This is a genomic window from Pseudomonas sp. RC10-4-2 (assembly GCF_050433085.1).
Taxonomy (GTDB): domain Bacteria; phylum Pseudomonadota; class Gammaproteobacteria; order Pseudomonadales; family Pseudomonadaceae; genus Pseudomonas; species Pseudomonas aeruginosa.
On the sequence record NZ_JBNPXX010000006.1, the window covers coordinates 359,747 to 376,960 of the forward strand.

Consider the following 17,214-nt stretch of genomic DNA (forward strand, 5'->3'; position numbering starts at 1 on the left):
ATTCAACCTTCCTCTTCGTCGCCCCGCCGCAGGCTGCTACCGGGTTGCGGCAGAGCGGGCGGCAGGGCCTTGGCTTGTGCCGGGGCGACCGCTTCGGAGCTTTCCAGCGGCAGGCGGATGCTGAAGCAGGTGCCGCGGCCCAGTTCCGAGCGTACTTCCATCTGGCCCTTGTGATTGTTGGTGATGATGAAATACGAGACGGACAGGCCGAGACCGGTGCCCTGGCCGACTTCCTTGGTGGTGAAGAACGGCTCGAAGATACGCTTGCGCACCAGTTCGGGCATGCCGCTGCCGTTGTCTTCCACCTGGACTTCCGCCCAGGGCGGCGTCAGGCGCGTGCGCAGGACGATCCGACCCTGTTCGCCTTCCTCTTCGTCGTCGCGCTGGTGGATGGCCTGGGCGGCGTTCTTCAGCAGGTTGAGCAGGACCTGCTCGACCTCGTTGGCGATCACCGGCACCGGGCCGAGGTTGGGGTCGAACTCGTGGACGATCTGCAACGACTTGAAGTCGAAGCCTTCGGCCAGGTCGAAGTCGTTACCGGCGATTTCCACCGCCTGTTCGAGCAGTGCGGGCAGTTCGCAAGCGGTCATCTGCCGGTGGCTGCGGCGGCTGAAGGCGAGCATGTGGGTGACGATCTTCGCTGCCCGCGAGCCGGCGTGCTGGATGCCTTCCAGCAGGCGCGGGATGTCGCGGCCGTCGAGGTAGTGATTGATGTCTTCCAGCGGCACTCCGACCTCGGCCGCCAGCTCGACGTTCTTCGCCAGCTCCGGGGACAGGCGCCGCTTGATGTTCTGCACGTTGTGCAGGATCGCGCCGAGCGGGTTGTTGATCTCGTGGGCCATGCCGGCGGCGAGGCTGCCGACCGAGAGCATCTTCTCCGATTGCACCATCACTTCTTCCAGGCTCAGCCGCTGGGTGATGTCGTCGATGCGGATCACCGCGCCGCGGCCGGTGCCGCCCATCAGCGGGTAGAAGGTCAGGGCGTAGTGGCGTGGCGTGTCGATCAGCGCCCAGGTGACCCGTTCGACACGCTCCACGCTGTGCTTCTCGGCAGCCCGGGTGAGCTGCGGAAGGAACGGCTTGAGCGAGGGAAAGGCGAGGAACACCGGCTGGTTGACCGCATCGTCCAGGCTGGTGCCGGAAAGCTGGCTGGCCTCCTGGTTCCACTGCGTGACGTAGAGTTGCTCGTCCACCGCGATCAGCGCCGAAGGCATGGAGTCGATGATGCTGTTGAGGTAGTGCTGGAAACCGGTGAGCTTCTTCTCGATCTTGCTGCGCACCTGCACTTCCAGCTCCAGCTTGCGGTTCGAGCGGCGGGTTTCCTCGGCCAGGCTCTGGGCCTGCTCGACCGCTTCCTGGGCATCGTCGCGGGCGCGCTTGAGCTGCTGCTCGCGGGCCTCGATGCGGGTCAGCATGGTGTTGAACGCGTCGGCCAGGCGGCCGATCTCGTCGCCGTTGCCGCGCTGGGCGCGGAGGGCGTAGTTCTCCTCGCGGGTGACCTGCCGCGACAGTTCCTCGAGATCGCGGATCGGCCGGGTGATCAGGCGGCGTATCTGCTGCGCCACCAGCAGCCAGAGCAGCACGCTGACGCCGAGGATCGCCAGGCTGGCGGTGAGGGTTCCGGTGTAGAACGCGCTTGGCAGTTCACCGCTGGCCACCAGCAGCAGGTAGCCGGGGCGGGCGTTTTCCTGGGGCAGTTCGATCAGCGCATTGAGGCGGTACTCGCCGCGCCTCCAGTGCTCCAGGCGGTCCAGGCGGGCCGGCAGCTTGAGGGTGTCGCCGCGTTGCAGGTCGGCCAGCATCAGCCCATTGCTGTCGTACAGGGCCGCGGCGCGCAACGGCTGGTAATCGTTGAGCTGGCGCAGCAGGACCTCGGCGGTCTGCGGCGAACTGAGTGCCGGCTGGCTTAGCGCCGGGTTGGCGATCAGCCGGCCGATGGTCTGCATCGCCTGGGGGGCGACGCTCTCCTGGGAAATCCAGTAGGCGGCGCTGATGAACGCCAGGTTGGCCACCAGCAGCACGGTAGCCAGCAGGATCAGCAGGGCGGCGAGCAGTTTCTGCCCTACGGGCAGGTTGTCGAGGCGCTGGCGCAGGTTCATGGGCTCTGGCGGTCCGCGGCGAAAAGGAATGGCGGGCAGGGTAACGCGCTTTAGCGGTCGGGCAAACCGCGCTGGCGCAGATGGGCCTGGAGGCGGGCGAGCAAGGTTCCCAGGCGCGGCAGCGGTAGTCCCAGGCGCTGCCCGTGCTGGCAGGCGTAGCCGAGCAGGTAGCCGATTTCCGTGCGCCGGCCGCGGGTGACGTCCTGATGCATCGAGGAATAGTTGGCCGCGGTGGCGTCGATCACCGCCCGGACATCCTCCAGCAGGCTCCTGGCGGCGGCGTCGTAGCCGCTGGCGTGGAGCAACTGGCCGAGTTCGTCGCAAAGCGCGGCGATCTCTTCCGGGTGCTGCCGCAGGCCGCCGTTGCGGCAATCGTGGAGGACGGTCAGCGGGTTGATCGCGCAGTTCAGGGCCAGCTTGCGCCACAGCCGTTCGAGGATGTCGTCGCTCCAGCTGTGCGGGATCCCGGCCTGGGACAGCTGCGCCAGCCAGGCGGGGGCGCTTGTGTCGCGCGGATCGCCGAGCCAGGTGTGCCCCCGGCCGGCGAAGACCACGCGGAAATCGCCATCGCGGAACGCGCCTTCGGTGCTGGAGGCGAACAGGCAGCGGCTGCGCGGCAGGCGGGCGGCGACCGCCTGCTGGCTGCCCAGGCCGTTCTGCAGCAACAGCAGTTCGGCGTTGCCGGCCAGGCGATGGGCCACGCTGGAGGCGGCTTCCTCCGCGTCGTAGGCCTTGCAGGCCAGCAGCAGGCGCTGGATGGGTTGCCCGCCGTCCGGGGTTTCCGCGGCGATCGGGTAGAGGCTGGCCTGGCCGTCTTCCACCAGGCTCAGTCCGCCGGCCTGTTGGTAGCGGCGCAGGCGCTGGCGGTCGCGCAGGATCAGGCGGACGGGCAGGCCGGCGCGCCCGAGGCGCGCGGCCCAGAGGCTGCCGAGGCTACCGGCGCCGAGGATATGCCAGGTCATGGTGGCTACTGCGAATGGCTGACGATAGGGCGAAGTCTAGCGCAGTGCCGGTAGCCGGCAGGTTGCGATCCTGCCGCTGGCATAGGCATCGGGCAACAGGGCCTCGGTGCGCTGCAGCAGTTCGTCGATGCCCAGCGGCAATGCCCCGCTGTCGAGGCCGAGCATGGCGATGCCGGCTTTCAGGCTGATGAAGCCTTCGCTGGTCTTGAAGGCCTTCAGGTTGAGCCCGTCGTGCAGCCGCTTGAAGCTGCTCGACGAGCATTCGTGCAGGTCCTCCACCAGGGTGATCAGGGCGAAATGCTGCTCGTCCAGGCGCACCAGCACGTCCAGCGGCCGGACCAGCTGTTGCAGGCGCCTGGCCACGCCGAGCAGCAGCTCGCGATGGAAGGCCTCGCCGTGCCGCTGGCGCAGGACCGGTGCCTCGGGCATGCCGACCAGCAGGTAGCACAGCGCTCCACCGCGGGTTTCCACCTGGCGCAGGCTGTCGGCCAGCTTCTGTCGCAGGTAGCGGGGATTGCCGAGGCCGGTGAGGGTATCCACCAGGTTGCGTTCTTCCATCCGCGCGATGTTTTCGGTGAGCAGGCGGTTTTCCACCAGCAACCGTTGCAGGGTGTTGCACAGGCGGTCGGCTGCGTAGATGCGCGGCACCAGTTGCTCGTTCATCGCGGCCTTGCTGACGAAGTCGTCGACGCCGCGGTCGAAGGCCTCGCCGAGGACGTTCTCGCCTTCCTTGCCGGTGAGCAGGACGATGTAGGTGTAGTGGTTGATGCTTTCGTCCAGTTGGCGGACCCGGGCGGTCAGTTCCAGGCCGTCCATCTCCGGCATCAGCCAGTCGGCCAGGAGCACGCTGACCGGGCGTTGTTCGAGCTGCTGCAGGGCCTCGCTGGCGCTGCTGGCGAAGCGGATGTCCTGGTAGCCGGCCTGGCTGAGGGCGCGGCCGATCATGGCGCTGGAAAACTTGGCGTCGTCGACGACCAGGATGCTGAGATCGGGGTTGGGCATGAACGGACTCGAGAAGAGGATGGGCGCCGGTACGCTGCCGGCAAGGGCCCGGTTCGTCGCGGGAGGCCGGGTCCCGGCCGCGGTCGCGCGCGCCATCGGGAAGAAATCGTCGGTCTCCGCCACACCGGCGGGCATTCGCTCGCGAGGGCTCGGTTATAATGGGCGGGCATTTTTTACCGTCAAGCCAGGCGCGGTTCCGTCTGTGAACCCTGTCGCGCCGTCCATCTGGAGAGATGACATGCCTTCGTTCGACGTGGTGTCCGAACTGGACAAACACGAGTTGACCAACGCCGTGGACAACGCCATCAAGGAACTGGATCGCCGTTTCGACCTGAAAGGCAAATGCAGTTTCGAAGCCAAGGACAAGTCGGTGACCCTCACCGCCGAAGCCGATTTCATGCTCGAGCAGATGCTCGACATCCTGCGTTCCAACCTGGTCAAGCGCAAGGTCGACAGCCAGTGCATGGAGATCAAGGATGCCTACCCGTCGGGCAAGGTGGTCAAGCAGGACGTCAACTTCCGCGAGGGCATCGACAAGGACCTGGCGAAGAAGATCGTTGGTCTGATCAAGGAGCGCAAGCTCAAGGTCCAGGCCGCCATCCAGGGCGAGCAGGTGCGCGTCACCGGCAAGAAGCGTGACGATCTGCAGGAGGCCATCGCCCTGCTGCGCGGCGAATCCCTCGGCATGCCGTTGCAGTTCACCAACTTCCGCGATTGACGAGGTTTTTCGGAACCTCTCGCCATCCCGGGCATCGCAATAGGGAGTAGCGCCGCCGCGACCTCTCCCGCGTTGTCCGCCCCTGTCGGCGCAGCGTCGGTTCGTCCGTGCTGCGCCGATTCGTATCCAGGCCCGGAAACGTCGCCCCACGGCGTCCGGGCAGGAATCTGCAAGCCCGTCCCGTTTCCGTTGCGGAAGGGAGGGGTGTTTTTTCGAGAAATGGAGGTAATGCATGGAATTGAACTACGACCGACTGGTGCAGCAGACCGAGTCCTGGCTGCCGATCGTGCTGGAGTACAGCGGCAAGGTCGCCCTGGCGCTGCTGACCCTGGCGATCGGCTGGTGGCTGATCAACACCCTGACCGGCCGGGTCGGCGGCCTGCTCGCCAGGCGCAGCGTCGACCGCACCCTGCAAGGCTTCGTCGGCAGCCTGGTGAGCATCGTCCTGAAGATCCTGCTGGTGGTCAGCGTGGCTTCCATGATCGGCATCCAGACCACCAGCTTCGTCGCCGCCATCGGCGCCGCCGGCCTGGCCATCGGCCTGGCCCTGCAGGGCAGCCTGGCTAACTTCGCCGGCGGCGTGCTGATCCTGCTGTTCCGCCCGTTCAAGGTCGGCGACTGGATCGAGGCACAGGGCGTGGCCGGCACCGTGGATTCGATCCTGATCTTCCACACCGTGCTGCGTAGCGGCGACAACAAGCGGATCATCGTGCCCAACGGGGCGCTGTCCAACGGAACGGTGACCAACTACTCCGCCGAGCCGCTGCGCAAGGTGATCTTCGACGTCGGCATCGACTACGACGCCGATCTGAAGAATGCGCAGAACATTCTCCTGGCCATGGCCGACGATCCGCGGGTTCTGAAGGACCCGGCACCGGTGGCGGTGGTTTCCAATCTCGGCGAAAGCGCGATTACCCTGTCCCTGCGGGTCTGGGTGAAGAACGCCGACTACTGGGACGTGATGTTCATGTTCAACGAAAAGGCCCGCGACGCGCTGGGCAAGGAAGGTATCGGCATTCCCTTCCCGCAGCGGGTGGTCAAGGTTGTGCAGGGCGCGATGGCCGACTGAGGTCCGTGCGATCCACGAAAAAGGCCGGCGAATGCCGGCCTTTTTCATTCTCGCCTCAGTGCTGCTCGGCGTTCTGGTGTCCCGGCGCCGGCGTCTCGCTGGACGGCGCGCGGCGCAGCCACAACCAGCCGATCAGCAGCAGGGTGGGAATGCCCATCACCGCGGTGACGTAGAAGAAGTGCTCGTAGCCGAGGCTCTCGACCATGGTTCCGGAGTAGCCGCCGATGAAGCGCGGCAGCAGGAGCATGGTCGAGCTGAGCATGGCGTACTGGGTGGCGGAGAACTTCAGGTTGGTCAGGCTCGACAGGTAGGCGACGAAGGCCGAGGCGGCGAGGCCGCCGCTGAAGTTGTCGAGGGTGATGGTCATCACCAGCATCAGCACGTGCGGCTCGAGCGCCATCACCAGGCTGATCACGTCATGGCTGGGCAGGGCCTCGGCGTGCAGCGGGCCGAGCTGGGCGAGCATGGCGAACAGCAGGTTGGTGGCAGCCGAAGCGGCACCGCCGATGAACAGGATGGAGAGGATGCTGAAGCGGGCGATCAGCACCCCGCCGGCGGCGGCGCCGATCAGGGTCATGAGTACGCCGAAGACCTTGCTGACACTGGCGATGACTTCCTTGGAGAAGCCCATGTCGATGTAGAAGACCCCGGCCATCACCCCCATCACCGTGTCCGACAGGCGATAGGTGGAGATCAGGCCGAGCAGCAGCAGGGCCTGCCAGCGATAGCGCTGGACGAACTCGGTGATCGGCGTCAGCACCGGGGCCATCAGCAGGCGTCCGGGTGCCGACAGGCAGGACGCGGCGATCAGCAGGAACAGCGTGCCGCGCGGCCAGGCGCCGGAGTAGTAGGCGCGGCACATGGCGGTGACGGTGACGAGGAGGATGATCAGCACCATCACCGAGACCGCCTGGTGGACGAAATCGAACAGCGGCACTTCCTTGCCGCGCGCCGCCACCAGCAGCGGCCTGCGCACGGTGGCGAGCAGTTCGCGGACCGGGCGGATCTGCTGGCGTCCCCACGGCGACAGGCAGATCCCCATGAGCAGCGCGTAGAGGCCGGCGCGCGGCCAGGCGCGGTCGAGGAGGGCGGTGATCATCGCCGGCAGCGAGATCAGCAGGATCAGCAGCAGGAGCACCGAGAGCAGTTGGTGGTTGAAGTCGAAACGCGACGGGTTGACGTGGATCGGCACGTCCACCGCCGGCTCGCGGATCAGCAGGCTGGTGACCAGCCCAGGCAGGATCAGCAGGGCGAACAACGCATAGGTCAGGCCCCAGGCCGACTGGCTGTAGTTGAGGCTGGTGGAGCCGAACCATTCGGCGAGAATCAGCGCGCCGGCGCTGGCCAGCAGGATCGCCGCGCGGTAGCCGGTCATGTAGCAGGCAGCGAGGGCGGCCTGGCGGCTATCCTCGGCGATTTCCAGGCGGTAGGCGTCGATCGCGATGTCCTGGGTGGCGGAGGCGAACGCCACCAGCAGGGCCAGGCCGATCAGCCAGGGCAGGTGGCTCTGCGGATTGCACAGGGCCATGCCGAGCAGTCCCAGGGCGATCAGCACCTGCGAGAACACCAGCCAGGAACGGCGCCGGCCGAGACGGCCGACGAAGGGCAGGCGCCACTGGTCGAGCATCGGCGACCAGACCCACTTGAAGGCGTACACCAGCCCCAGCCAACTGGCGAAACCGATGGTATCCCGCGCCACGCCGGCTTCGCGCAGCCACACCGACAGGGTGTTGAACACCAGCATGGTCGGCAGGCCGGCGGCGAAGCCGAGCAGCAGGAGGGCCAGGCTGGCGGGAGACTTGTAGGCGACCAGGGCCTCTCGCCAGGATTGCTGAGTCATGGGGTAACCGTTCCGCAAAAAATAACGCGCACTCTAACCGCTCTACTTCGCTGTAAGCCAGCCATGCCGACGTATGTCCACCCTGTCGTTGTGCAGGAGAACGCCTTCCTCGCGCAAGCGTGCGCGTTGTTCGCGACCGCCGGGACTGTCCGCCGGCAGGCTGATGCGACCGCCGGCGCCGAGAACCCGATGCCAGGGCAGGCGGGTATCCACCGGCAACTGGCTGAGCGTCCTGCCGACCCAGCGGGCGGCGCGGCCTAGGCCGGCCAGTTCGGCCAGTTGCCCGTAGCTGACCACCTGCCCCGGCGGCACCTGCGCCAGCACCAGGTACAGGGCCTCGCGGCGCGCCTGGGCACTTGCCGGGTCGCTGCCGGCCCATGCATGCTCATCGGTTTTCCCTTTCCTGTCCGCCTTGTGAACGCCCATGTCGCTCAGAGCCCTCTGTTCAATCGTCGTGATGCTCCTGGCCGGCCCCGCGCTGGCCGACACCGTATGGCTGGACAACGGCGACCGCCTGTCCGGCGAGATCGTGCTGATGGACGGCGGCAAGCTGGCGCTGAAGACCCGTTATGCCGGCCAGGTGCTGATCGATTGGAAGGATATCGACACCATCAGTTCCGACAAACCCCTGCTGATCAAGCAGCAGGGCGTATCCGGGCAGCGTAGCCGAACCCTGGAGGCGGCGGGCAAGGGCATGGTGCGGATCGTCGATGGCGGCAGCCATACCGTCCCGCTGGCCAGTATTCGCCAGATGGTGCCGCCGCGACCGCTGGTGGAGGACCTGGTCTGGGAGGGCAATCTCGACGTCAAGCTGGATAGCAAGCGCAACGACAGCGACAAGGACGAATGGAAGCTCAAGGGCGATACCCGGCTTCGCCACGGTGCCTGGCGCCACGTGCTGGCGGGGGAAGTGGAGCGGGAAAAGAAGGACGGGCGCAAGGTCGAGGACAACTGGGAGCTGGACTACGACCTCGATCGCTTCTTCGACGAACACTGGTTCTGGCGCGGCAGCTATTCGCAGAAGCACGATGCGATCGACAACCTGGAGCGCCAGAGCGCGCTGGGAACCGGCCCCGGCTACCAGTTCTGGGACGACGAACTCGGGCGTTTCGACCTGGTCGCCGAGATCAGTCGCTGGCAACTGGAGTGGCGCGATCAGCCGCGCGAGGATTTCACCTCCTATTCGCTGGAGTGGGACTACAAGCGGCTGCTCGCCGGCACCCGGCTGGAGCTGTACAGCAAGGGGACCGTGCTGGTTCCCGGCATCGAGCGGATCGACTACCTGCTCGACAGCGAATACGGCCTGCGCTATCGCCTGAACAGTTGGGCGCGTCTTTCGTTCCTCTATGAACTGGACCAGTTGCGCACCGAGGGGGGCACCCAGTCCGACCGGCATTACCTGATCGGGGTCGGCGTCGGCTGGTGACGCGGCTCACCTTTCGGTCGATCCGGCTGAACTTTACCGCCCGTGCCCCGGTCCTTGCTCTGCCGCCCGGCATTTGGATAATGCCGGCCTCTTCGAACCCAACTCAGTTGATTTGTGCTCATGTTGTCGAGAATCCTGCTGTGCCTCGCTGCCCTTGCAAGTTCCACCTCTGCCCTTGCCGATACGGTCTGGATGAAGAACGGTGACCGCCTTACCGGCAAGATCACCCTGTTCGACGGCGGCAAGCTGCTGCTGAAGACCGACTATGGCGGCGACATCACGCTCAAGTGGGACAAGATCTCCACCTTCGAGAGCGAGCAGAACCTGCTGGTCAAGCAGGATGCCGAGACTGGCGAGCACTCCAAGGGCATCAAGGCCGCCGGGCCGGGCCAGGTGACCCTGGTCAACGGCGAGCCGAAGACCGTGGAGCTGGCCAGCATCCAGCAGATGATGCCGCCCAAGCCGATCCTCCAGGACTGGGTATGGAACGGCAACGTCGATTTCTCGCTGGACCGCAAGCAGGCCGAGAACGATGTGTCCGACTACGACATCGATTTCAAGACCAACGCCCGCCACGGACTCTGGCGCCACAACGTGCAGGGCGAGTACAACCGCGAGAAGAAGAACGGCCAGGTCAGCACCGACAATTATTCCGGCCAGTACGCGCTGGACCGCTTCATCGACGACCACTGGTTCTGGCAGGGCCAGGTCGCCTACAAGCGCGACATGATCGAGGACCTGGCGAAGAAGCGTACCGTCGGTACCGGCCCCGGCTACCAGTTCTGGGACAACGAGCTGGGCGCGTTCTCCATCGCCACCCTGGTCAACCGCAACGACTACGAGTTCGCCGATGGCGAGAAGGAGCACTTCTATTCGTCGAGCTTCAAGTGGGACTACAACCGCTACCTGCTGGCCAAGCAGTTCGAGCTGTTCACCAACGGCGAGGTCAGCAAGCCGCTGCAATCCGGCCTGGACTACGAGCTGCAGACCGAGGCGGGGATCCGCTACAAGCTCACCAGCTGGGCTTCGCTGAGCATGAAGGCGGAATGGGACAAGTTCAGCGGCAACGACGGCAACGTCAACCAGCGCCGCTATACCTTCGGCCTCGGGGTCGGCTGGTAAGCCGGCCTGCACGAAAAAGCCCCGCGATAGCGGGGCTTTTTCCTTGCGGGGCCGGGGCCTACAGGCGCAGGCCGCCGTCCAGTTCGAGAACGCGGCCGGTGTAGTAGTCGTTCTCGAAGATGTAGGCCACCGAGTGGGCGATCTCCACCGGCTTGCCCATACGCTTGAGGGGGATGCCGGCGGTCATCTTCTCCAGCGCCTCGGGTTTCATCCCGGCGGTCATCTCGGTCTCGATGAAGCCCGGCGCCACGCCGGCCACGCGGATGCCGTAGCGCGCCAGTTCCTTCGCCCAGACCACGGTATCCGCGGCCACCCCGGCCTTGGCTGCCGAGTAGTTGGCCTGGCCCATGTTGCCGGCGCGGGAGATCGAGGAAATGTTGACGATCGCGCCTTCGTTCTTCAGCTCGATCATCTTCGCCGCCACTTCGCGGGTGCAGAGGAACACACCGGTGAGGTTGACGTCGATCACCGATTGCCATTGGGCCAGGCTCATCTTGCTCAACTGGCCGTCCTTGACCTTGATGGTCAGGCCGTCGCGGAGGATGCCGGCGTTGTTGACCAGGCCGTTGATCGCGCCGAAGTCGCTGGCGACCTGGGCCACCATGTGGGTAACCTGTTCCTCGTCCGCCACGTTGCACACGTAGGCGCGAGCGTCGCCGCCGGCGGCCTTGCAGGCAGCGACGGCTTCGTCGAGACGTTCGCGGTTGAGATCGACCAGGGCCAGCCTGGCGCCCTTGCCGGCGAGATATTCGCCCATTGCCCGGCCGAGCCCCTGGCAGCCGCCGGTGATGATGATGACCTTGTCTTTCAATTGCATTGCTTGGAACCCCACGAGCAGTTTCTGGAAGCGGACCTTGCCGGCACCTGCGAACGTACTTTGATATGCCCGTCCGTTTACGACGGATTCTATGCAAGGAGTCATAAATTGAGCGTTGAAGCTGCAAAGAATGCCCGAGAATTGCTGCTCAAGGAATACCGTGCGGTCCTTTCCACCCACTCGAAGAAATGGCCGGGCTTTCCTTTCGGCTCGGTGGTTCCCTATTGCCTGGATGCCGAAGGCCGGCCGCTGATCCTGATCAGCCGGATCGCCCAGCACACCCACAACCTGCAGGCGGACCCGCGCTGCTCGATGCTGGTAGGCGAGCGCGGCGCCGAGGATATCCAGGCTGTCGGCCGCCTCACCCTGCTGGCCGAGGCGCGGCAATTGGCGGAGGAGGAGGTCGCCGCGGCGGCCGAGCGTTACTACCGCTATTTCCCCGAGTCCGCCGACTACCATCGGGTCCACGATTTCGACTTCTGGGTGCTGCAGCCGGTCCAGTGGCGTTTCATCGGCGGTTTCGGCGCGATCCACTGGCTGGCCGCCGAGCGCGTGCCGCTGGCCAATCCGTTCGCCGGAGAAGCCGAGCGCGGCATGGTCGAGCACATGAACAGCGACCACGCCGCCGCCATCGCCCACTATGTGGAACTGGCCGGACTGCCGGCGCATGCCGCGGCGCAGCTGGCGGGAATTGATACAGAAGGTTTCCACCTGCGCATCGGCCAGGGCCTGCACTGGCTGCCGTTCCCCGCCGCCTGCGGCAACCCCGGGGCCGTGCGCCAGGCGCTGGTGCAATTGGCCAGGGCCGAGCGCTGGCCTACCGTCGAGCCGGAGCAGGGTTGAATTCTTCCCCGGCTGGCGCCAACTACTGGTGGTACCGGGGGCAAACGGGCCCCGCCAAGGACTCTGAAATGCGCGCTTTCCTCTTTCTGCTGTTGCTCTTCCCGCTGGTCGAGCTGGCCGTCCTGATCAAGGTCGGCAGTGTCATCGGGGTCGGCTGGACCCTGTTCCTGATCGTCGCCAGCGCCTTCATCGGTGCTGCATTGTTGCGCGTGGCCGGCGTGGCCACCGCCTGGCGCGCCCGCGAACGACTGGCCCGTGGCGAACTGCCGGAGCAGGAAATGCTCGAAGGCCTGTTGATCGCCGTCGGCGGCGGCCTGCTGATGCTGCCGGGTTTCATCAGCGACATCTTCGGCATCCTCTGCCTGATTCCTTTCACCCGTCGCCTGATGCTCGGCGGCCTGCGCCGCCGCGTCGAACAGCAGGCGCTGCGCCGGCGCGCCTTCGCCGACGACCTGAACGCCCGCTACGGACAGGGTCCGTCGCGGCCGAACGTCATCGAGGGCGAGTACGAGCGCCGCGACGATTCGCGCAACTGAAAAAAAATTTCACTGCATGCCCTTGAAATGGCTTGTGGCGACCTTATGTAACGGTCACCGCAAGGTCCCTGCCACAAGGGCAGGCTGTCTTACGCGGCTCGCGCGTCGAGTCGCAACCCGGCAACGCCGGCTTCAACAAAACCCGCCGGACTTCGATCCGGCCGTTGGAAACCACTGTTTGGGAGAGTTACGACTATGAAGCTTCGTCCTCTGCATGATCGCGTCGTTATCCGTCGCAGCGAGGAAGAGACCAAGACCGCAGGCGGCATCGTGCTGCCGGGTTCCGCCGCCGAGAAGCCGAACCGCGGTGAAGTGGTAGCCGTAGGTACCGGTCGTGTACTGGACAACGGCGAAGTGCGCGCTCTGGCAGTGAAGGTGGGCGACAAGGTGGTCTTCGGGCCTTACTCCGGCAGCAACGCCATCAAGGTCGATGGCGAGGAACTGCTGGTGATGGGCGAGTCCGAAATCCTCGCCGTCCTGGAAGACTGATCGGTCTCACCACTCCGTTTTCACCGAATTCGATTTAGAGGAAAGAGAACATGGCTGCCAAAGAAGTTAAGTTCGGCGATTCCGCTCGCAAGAAAATGCTGGTCGGCGTGAACGTGCTGGCCGATGCCGTCAAGGCCACCCTCGGCCCGAAAGGCCGCAACGTGGTTCTGGACAAGTCCTTCGGCGCTCCGACCATCACCAAGGACGGCGTTTCCGTCGCCAAGGAAATCGAGCTGAAAGACAAGTTCGAGAACATGGGCGCGCAACTGGTGAAAGACGTTGCCTCCAAGGCCAACGACGCTGCCGGTGACGGCACCACCACCGCGACCGTCCTGGCCCAGGCCATCGTCAACGAAGGCCTGAAGGCCGTTGCCGCCGGCATGAACCCGATGGACCTGAAGCGTGGCATCGACAAGGCCACCGTGGCCATCGTCGCCCAGCTGAAAGAGCTGGCCAAGCCCTGCGCCGACACCAAGGCCATCGCCCAGGTAGGCACCATCTCCGCCAACTCCGACGAGTCCATCGGCCAGATCATTGCCGAAGCCATGGAAAAAGTCGGTAAAGAAGGCGTGATCACCGTCGAGGAAGGCTCGGGCCTGGAAAACGAACTGTCCGTCGTCGAAGGCATGCAGTTCGATCGCGGCTACCTGTCCCCCTACTTCGTGAACAAGCCGGACACCATGGCCGCCGAGCTGGATAGCCCGCTGCTGCTGCTGGTCGACAAGAAGATCTCCAACATCCGCGAAATGCTGCCGGTGCTGGAAGCCGTCGCCAAGGCCGGCCGTCCGCTGCTGATCGTCGCCGAGGACGTCGAGGGCGAAGCCCTGGCCACCCTGGTGGTGAACAACATGCGTGGCATCGTCAAGGTCGCGGCTGTCAAGGCTCCGGGCTTCGGCGATCGCCGCAAGGCCATGCTGCAGGACATCGCCATCCTCACCGGCGGTACCGTGATCAGCGAAGAAGTCGGCCTGAGCCTGGAAGGCGCTACCCTGGAGCACCTGGGCAACGCCAAGCGCGTCGTGATCAACAAGGAAAACACCACCATCATCGATGGCGCCGGTGTGCAGGCTGATATCGAAGCCCGCGTCCTGCAGATCCGCAAGCAGATCGAGGAAACCACTTCCGACTACGACCGCGAGAAGCTGCAAGAGCGCCTGGCCAAGCTGGCCGGCGGTGTTGCCGTGATCAAGGTAGGCGCTGCCACCGAAGTCGAGATGAAAGAGAAGAAAGCCCGCGTCGAAGACGCCCTGCACGCTACCCGTGCAGCGGTGGAAGAGGGCGTGGTTCCCGGCGGCGGCGTAGCCCTGGTTCGTGCCCTGCAAGCCATCGAAGGCCTGAAGGGTGACAACGAGGAGCAGAACGTCGGTATCGCCCTGCTGCGTCGCGCCGTCGAATCGCCGCTGCGCCAGATCGTGGCCAACGCCGGCGACGAGCCGAGCGTAGTGGTCGACAAGGTCAAGCAGGGTTCCGGCAACTACGGCTTCAACGCTGCTACCGGCGTGTACGGCGACATGATCGAGATGGGCATCCTGGACCCGGCCAAGGTCACTCGTTCCGCTCTGCAGGCTGCGGCCTCCATCGGCGGTCTGATGATCACCACCGAAGCCATGGTTGCCGAGATCGTGGAAGACAAGCCGGCCATGGGCGGCATGCCTGACATGGGCGGCATGGGCGGCATGGGCGGCATGATGTAAGCCGACCGGCTCCTGTGGTTGGAAGAGCCCCGCTTCGGCGGGGCTTTTTTATTCCTCAGTGCGGGCAGTCCTGGCGGTAGCCCGGCAGCTCCCTTGCCGCCGGTTCGCAGGCCAGGTGCAGTGCCTGCTTCAGGTCGTCGGGCAGAGTGGCGCGGCTGATCGGCCGCCAGTGCATGCGTTCGCCGAAATAGCGCGCCCAGTGGAATTCGATGAAATAGCTCTGCCGATCCTTGTCGAAGGCGTTCTCGTCCTCGGCGTAGCCGGCCAGGGCGCGGTAGGGATCGTCGCCAAGCCCGGCGAGAGCGTTCGGCAGGGCCTCGGGCGGGATCTCCGCGCCACGCGCATCGTGCAGCCAGACCCAGTGGTTTTCCTGCATCTTCTCCCAGAAGTCGCTGGCCTGGGGTAGCCGGCCGATCACCTTCACCGGCACGCCCTGTTTCGGGTCCAGGCGCCAGAGCGCGCTACTCAGGTGATGGCGATCGGTGAGGTAGAAGCGGCCGCCGGGGCCGATCACCACCGGAATCTCCTTCTTGCGCAAGTAGCGCTCGAGAGCCTTGGGCTTCTTCCCGGCGAGCTTGGCCTGGTCATCCTCGACCTGCAGCAGGCCGACATTCTGCTGGGTCGGGTGGAGGGCCGCGAGCGGCAGCTCGCACCAGCTACCGACAGAGGTTTGCGGCGAGCAATCCTCGGCCTGGGCGGTGGCGGACAGGAACAGGCAGCAAAGCAGCAGGACTGGGCGCATGGGGGCTCCGGCGAAGGAAGGGGGAAGGTTCCCTAGACTGGCACGCTTCGGGCGATCCGGCGTACTCCGGCCTTTGATAGGTGCCTCGCTTTGTGCCAATCTTGCCGACAGGAGATGGCATTCCTCCTTCAACCGCCCCTGGGGCTGATGATGCCTACGCATGAACCTGGAAAGGCGCGTAGGCGCTCGCCTGCCGCCTGTCCGAATCGCTCCTACAAGGACAGGACTATGTGGAAATCCATTCTCGCCATCGCCCTCGGCGCCGCCCTGGGGGCGTTGCTGCGCTGGTTCCTCGGGCTCAAGCTGAACAGCCTGCTGCCCAGCATTCCCCCCGGCACGCTGCTGGCCAACCTGATCGGCGGCTATGTCATCGGCGCGGCGATTGCCTATTTCGCCCAGGCGCCGGGCATCGCTCCGGAATGGCGGCTACTGATCATCACCGGGTTCTGCGGCGGCCTGACCACTTTCTCCACCTTTTCCGCCGAGGTCGTCAGCCTGCTTCAGGAGGGCCGCCTGGGCTGGGCCGCCGGGGCCATCGCGACGCACGTCAGCGGCTCGTTGCTGATGACCCTGCTGGGGTTGTTCTCGATGAACTGGATGCTGGGCAAATAGCGCAGCGGGAGGACCGACCATGCAAGGCTATCAACTGACCTTCATCACCCAGCAGGGGCGCCGCCACCAGGGCCAGCCGATCTGCGACTGGCTGCTGGAAGAGGCGCGCCGCCTGGGCGTGCGCGGTGCCACCGCGCTGGCTGCCAGCGAAGGCTTCGGCCAGAGCGGCCGGCTGCATTCGATGCACTTCTTCGAGCTGGCCGACCAGCCGCAGGAAATCCTCATGGCGGTCGATCCCGAGCAGTCAGAACGGCTGTTCGAGTCGATCCGCCAGGCCGGCGTGCGGCTGTTCTACATGAAGGTGCCCATCGAGTTCGGCGTGCTGGGAGCGGACGAATCGTCTTCCTGAACGCGGTTTTCGTCGGCGCCGCCGTTGCGCTGTCCCCGCGTCTCCGGTCGGTAGAGCATCAGGCGGTACAGGCCGAGGCAGATCAGCCAGTCGAACAGCATCGTCCACAGGTTGTGCGAGAGGAAGTGCGCACCTTGCAGCATGCGCGACAGCGATAGCAGACAGCCCATGGCGAAGGCGAAGGCCAGGGCGTAGCGCGCCAGCCTGGGCTTGCGGTCGCGCAGGGCGAAGAACAGCGCGAACAGGACGAATCCGGACGATGCGTGCCCGCCCGGCCAGCAGCGTCCGGGGTGCTCGGTCGGCGGCCGTGGGCTGAGCAGCGAACTATAGGTTTCCTCGCCGCCGAACTGCGCCAGGCTCCAGGGGCACTGCACGGCGGTGAGCGCCTTGAGCGGAGTGACTATGCTGGCTGCAAGGCTCATGGCGAGGAACACATAGGCCAGCGGCCTGCTCAGTGCGCGCCATGGCCGGTGGAACAGTCCGGCGATGGAGACCAGCAGGCCGAGGACGCTGATGGCGATCACCAGTTGCTTGACCCGGTCGTGCAGGATGTTCTCCAGGAACCAGCTGTGCCTGCCGATGAAGCCGGCGCCCGGGTCGTACATCAGGTTGGCCAGGGCGAGGTCGAGGGTCACCGGCTCGAAGGCCAGCAGCAGTGCCGCCAGGCCCAGCGGCAGGGCGAGGAACAGCCAGGGGTTGAATGGACGGGAAGGGGAATGGACGGCGGCCTGGGTCATGCGATCTCCAACGCTGGCGTTGACGTTCTCTTGACTTCGACGCTGGTTAAATCCACCGCCGGGGTTCGTGCGCATCCGCAAAGCCGCTATGATCGGCGGCCATGGAAGACGCCATGCAGTCTCTGGTGGCGAGCGTAGAGCCGGTGTGAATCGCCGG

The 17,214-nt window shown here is 65.5% G+C and carries 18 protein-coding genes and 1 riboswitch; of the genes, 10 read left to right on the top strand and 8 right to left on the bottom strand.

The features are described 5' to 3' along the window. Positions 1-2 precede the first annotated feature (2 nt). Genes FHW81_RS25480 through FHW81_RS25490 form a run of 3 tightly spaced genes read right to left on the bottom strand, consistent with a single transcriptional unit; the run spans position 3 to position 4,198 of the window. The gene (locus tag FHW81_RS25480) at positions 3-2,099 is read right to left on the bottom strand and encodes a sensor histidine kinase (RefSeq protein ID WP_003106517.1); all 2,097 of its coding nucleotides are present in this window, start codon (positions 2,097-2,099) and stop codon (positions 3-5) included. Positions 2,100-2,149: 50 nt separating this feature from the next. Then, positions 2,150-3,061, bottom strand: a complete 912-nt coding sequence (locus tag FHW81_RS25485) for a putative 2-dehydropantoate 2-reductase (RefSeq protein ID WP_003110160.1) — start codon at positions 3,059-3,061, stop codon at positions 2,150-2,152. 36 nt (positions 3,062-3,097) lie between these two features. Then, positions 3,098-4,198: a GGDEF domain-containing response regulator gene (locus FHW81_RS25490; protein ID WP_003106524.1), complete on the bottom strand. Its 1,101-nt coding sequence runs from the start codon at positions 4,196-4,198 to the stop codon at positions 3,098-3,100. Between the two features lie 103 nt (positions 4,199-4,301). Between FHW81_RS25490 and FHW81_RS25495 the strand changes: the two genes are divergently transcribed. Together FHW81_RS25495 and FHW81_RS25500 are read left to right on the top strand one after the other, a co-directional pair. Continuing rightward, complete coding sequence (locus FHW81_RS25495; protein WP_003106526.1) at positions 4,302-4,781, top strand: YajQ family cyclic di-GMP-binding protein; 480 nt, start codon at positions 4,302-4,304, stop codon at positions 4,779-4,781. A gap of 232 nt (positions 4,782-5,013) precedes the next feature. Beyond that, entirely contained in the window at positions 5,014-5,850 is an 837-nt protein-coding gene (locus tag FHW81_RS25500; protein ID WP_003094078.1) for a mechanosensitive ion channel family protein, read from the top strand. Between the two features lie 55 nt (positions 5,851-5,905). Here FHW81_RS25500 and ampG read toward each other — a convergent pair whose 3' ends face one another. Together ampG and FHW81_RS25510 are read right to left on the bottom strand one after the other, a co-directional pair. Then, entirely contained in the window at positions 5,906-7,690 is a 1,785-nt protein-coding gene (gene ampG / locus FHW81_RS25505) for an MFS transporter AmpG (RefSeq protein WP_003094076.1), read from the bottom strand. A gap of 42 nt (positions 7,691-7,732) precedes the next feature. After that, positions 7,733-8,116: an MGMT family protein gene (locus FHW81_RS25510; RefSeq protein ID WP_003112757.1), complete on the bottom strand. Its 384-nt coding sequence runs from the start codon at positions 8,114-8,116 to the stop codon at positions 7,733-7,735. Between FHW81_RS25510 and FHW81_RS25515 the strand changes: the two genes are divergently transcribed. Both FHW81_RS25515 and FHW81_RS25520 read left to right on the top strand, forming a co-directional pair. Beyond that, positions 8,115-9,116, top strand: a complete 1,002-nt coding sequence (locus FHW81_RS25515; RefSeq protein WP_003120893.1) for a DUF481 domain-containing protein — start codon at positions 8,115-8,117, stop codon at positions 9,114-9,116. The genes FHW81_RS25510 and FHW81_RS25515 overlap by 2 nt on opposite strands. A gap of 114 nt (positions 9,117-9,230) precedes the next feature. Then, positions 9,231-10,238, top strand: coding sequence for a DUF481 domain-containing protein (locus FHW81_RS25520; protein WP_003120892.1), 1,008 nt, complete (start codon positions 9,231-9,233; stop codon positions 10,236-10,238). Positions 10,239-10,296: 58 nt separating this feature from the next. Here the strand turns inward: FHW81_RS25520 and FHW81_RS25525 are convergent, their stop codons facing one another. Continuing rightward, on the bottom strand, positions 10,297-11,055 hold the full coding sequence (locus FHW81_RS25525; RefSeq protein WP_003094072.1) for an SDR family oxidoreductase: 759 nt from the start codon (positions 11,053-11,055) through the stop codon (positions 10,297-10,299). Between the two features lie 108 nt (positions 11,056-11,163). On the opposite strand from FHW81_RS25525, the gene FHW81_RS25530 reads away from it, so the two are divergent. From FHW81_RS25530 to groL, 4 genes are all read left to right on the top strand, one after another. Further along, the gene (locus FHW81_RS25530) at positions 11,164-11,898 is read left to right on the top strand and encodes a HugZ family protein (RefSeq protein ID WP_003112758.1); all 735 of its coding nucleotides are present in this window, start codon (positions 11,164-11,166) and stop codon (positions 11,896-11,898) included. A 68-nt stretch (positions 11,899-11,966) separates the two neighbouring features. Then, positions 11,967-12,434 carry an FxsA family protein gene (locus tag FHW81_RS25535; protein ID WP_003094066.1) on the top strand — a complete coding sequence of 156 codons (468 nt, stop codon included), beginning with the start codon at positions 11,967-11,969 and terminating at the stop codon, positions 12,432-12,434. A gap of 195 nt (positions 12,435-12,629) precedes the next feature. Beyond that, on the top strand, positions 12,630-12,923 hold the full coding sequence (locus FHW81_RS25540; protein WP_003094064.1) for a co-chaperone GroES: 294 nt from the start codon (positions 12,630-12,632) through the stop codon (positions 12,921-12,923). 50 nt (positions 12,924-12,973) lie between these two features. Next, positions 12,974-14,617: a chaperonin GroEL gene (gene groL, locus FHW81_RS25545; protein WP_003094059.1), complete on the top strand. Its 1,644-nt coding sequence runs from the start codon at positions 12,974-12,976 to the stop codon at positions 14,615-14,617. Between the two features lie 55 nt (positions 14,618-14,672). On the opposite strand, the gene FHW81_RS25550 is transcribed toward groL, so the two are convergent. After that, positions 14,673-15,359, bottom strand: a complete 687-nt coding sequence (locus FHW81_RS25550) for a ParB-like protein (protein ID WP_003120890.1) — start codon at positions 15,357-15,359, stop codon at positions 14,673-14,675. A 101-nt stretch (positions 15,360-15,460) separates the two neighbouring features. Further along, positions 15,461-15,523: riboswitch (Fluoride riboswitch) on the top strand. Between the two features lie 64 nt (positions 15,524-15,587). Here FHW81_RS25550 and crcB point away from each other — a divergent pair. Together crcB and FHW81_RS25560 are read left to right on the top strand one after the other, a co-directional pair. Continuing rightward, positions 15,588-15,971 carry a fluoride efflux transporter CrcB gene (crcB, locus tag FHW81_RS25555; protein ID WP_003123286.1) on the top strand — a complete coding sequence of 128 codons (384 nt, stop codon included), beginning with the start codon at positions 15,588-15,590 and terminating at the stop codon, positions 15,969-15,971. Between the two features lie 19 nt (positions 15,972-15,990). Then, entirely contained in the window at positions 15,991-16,320 is a 330-nt protein-coding gene (locus FHW81_RS25560) for a DUF190 domain-containing protein (RefSeq protein WP_003112759.1), read from the top strand. On the opposite strand, the gene FHW81_RS25565 is transcribed toward FHW81_RS25560, so the two are convergent. After that, positions 16,263-17,057 (bottom strand): phosphatase PAP2 family protein, encoded by a 795-nt coding sequence (locus FHW81_RS25565; protein ID WP_003112760.1) that lies wholly within the window; start codon positions 17,055-17,057, stop codon positions 16,263-16,265. The genes FHW81_RS25560 and FHW81_RS25565 overlap by 58 nt on opposite strands. Between the last annotated feature and the right edge of the window lie 157 nt (positions 17,058-17,214).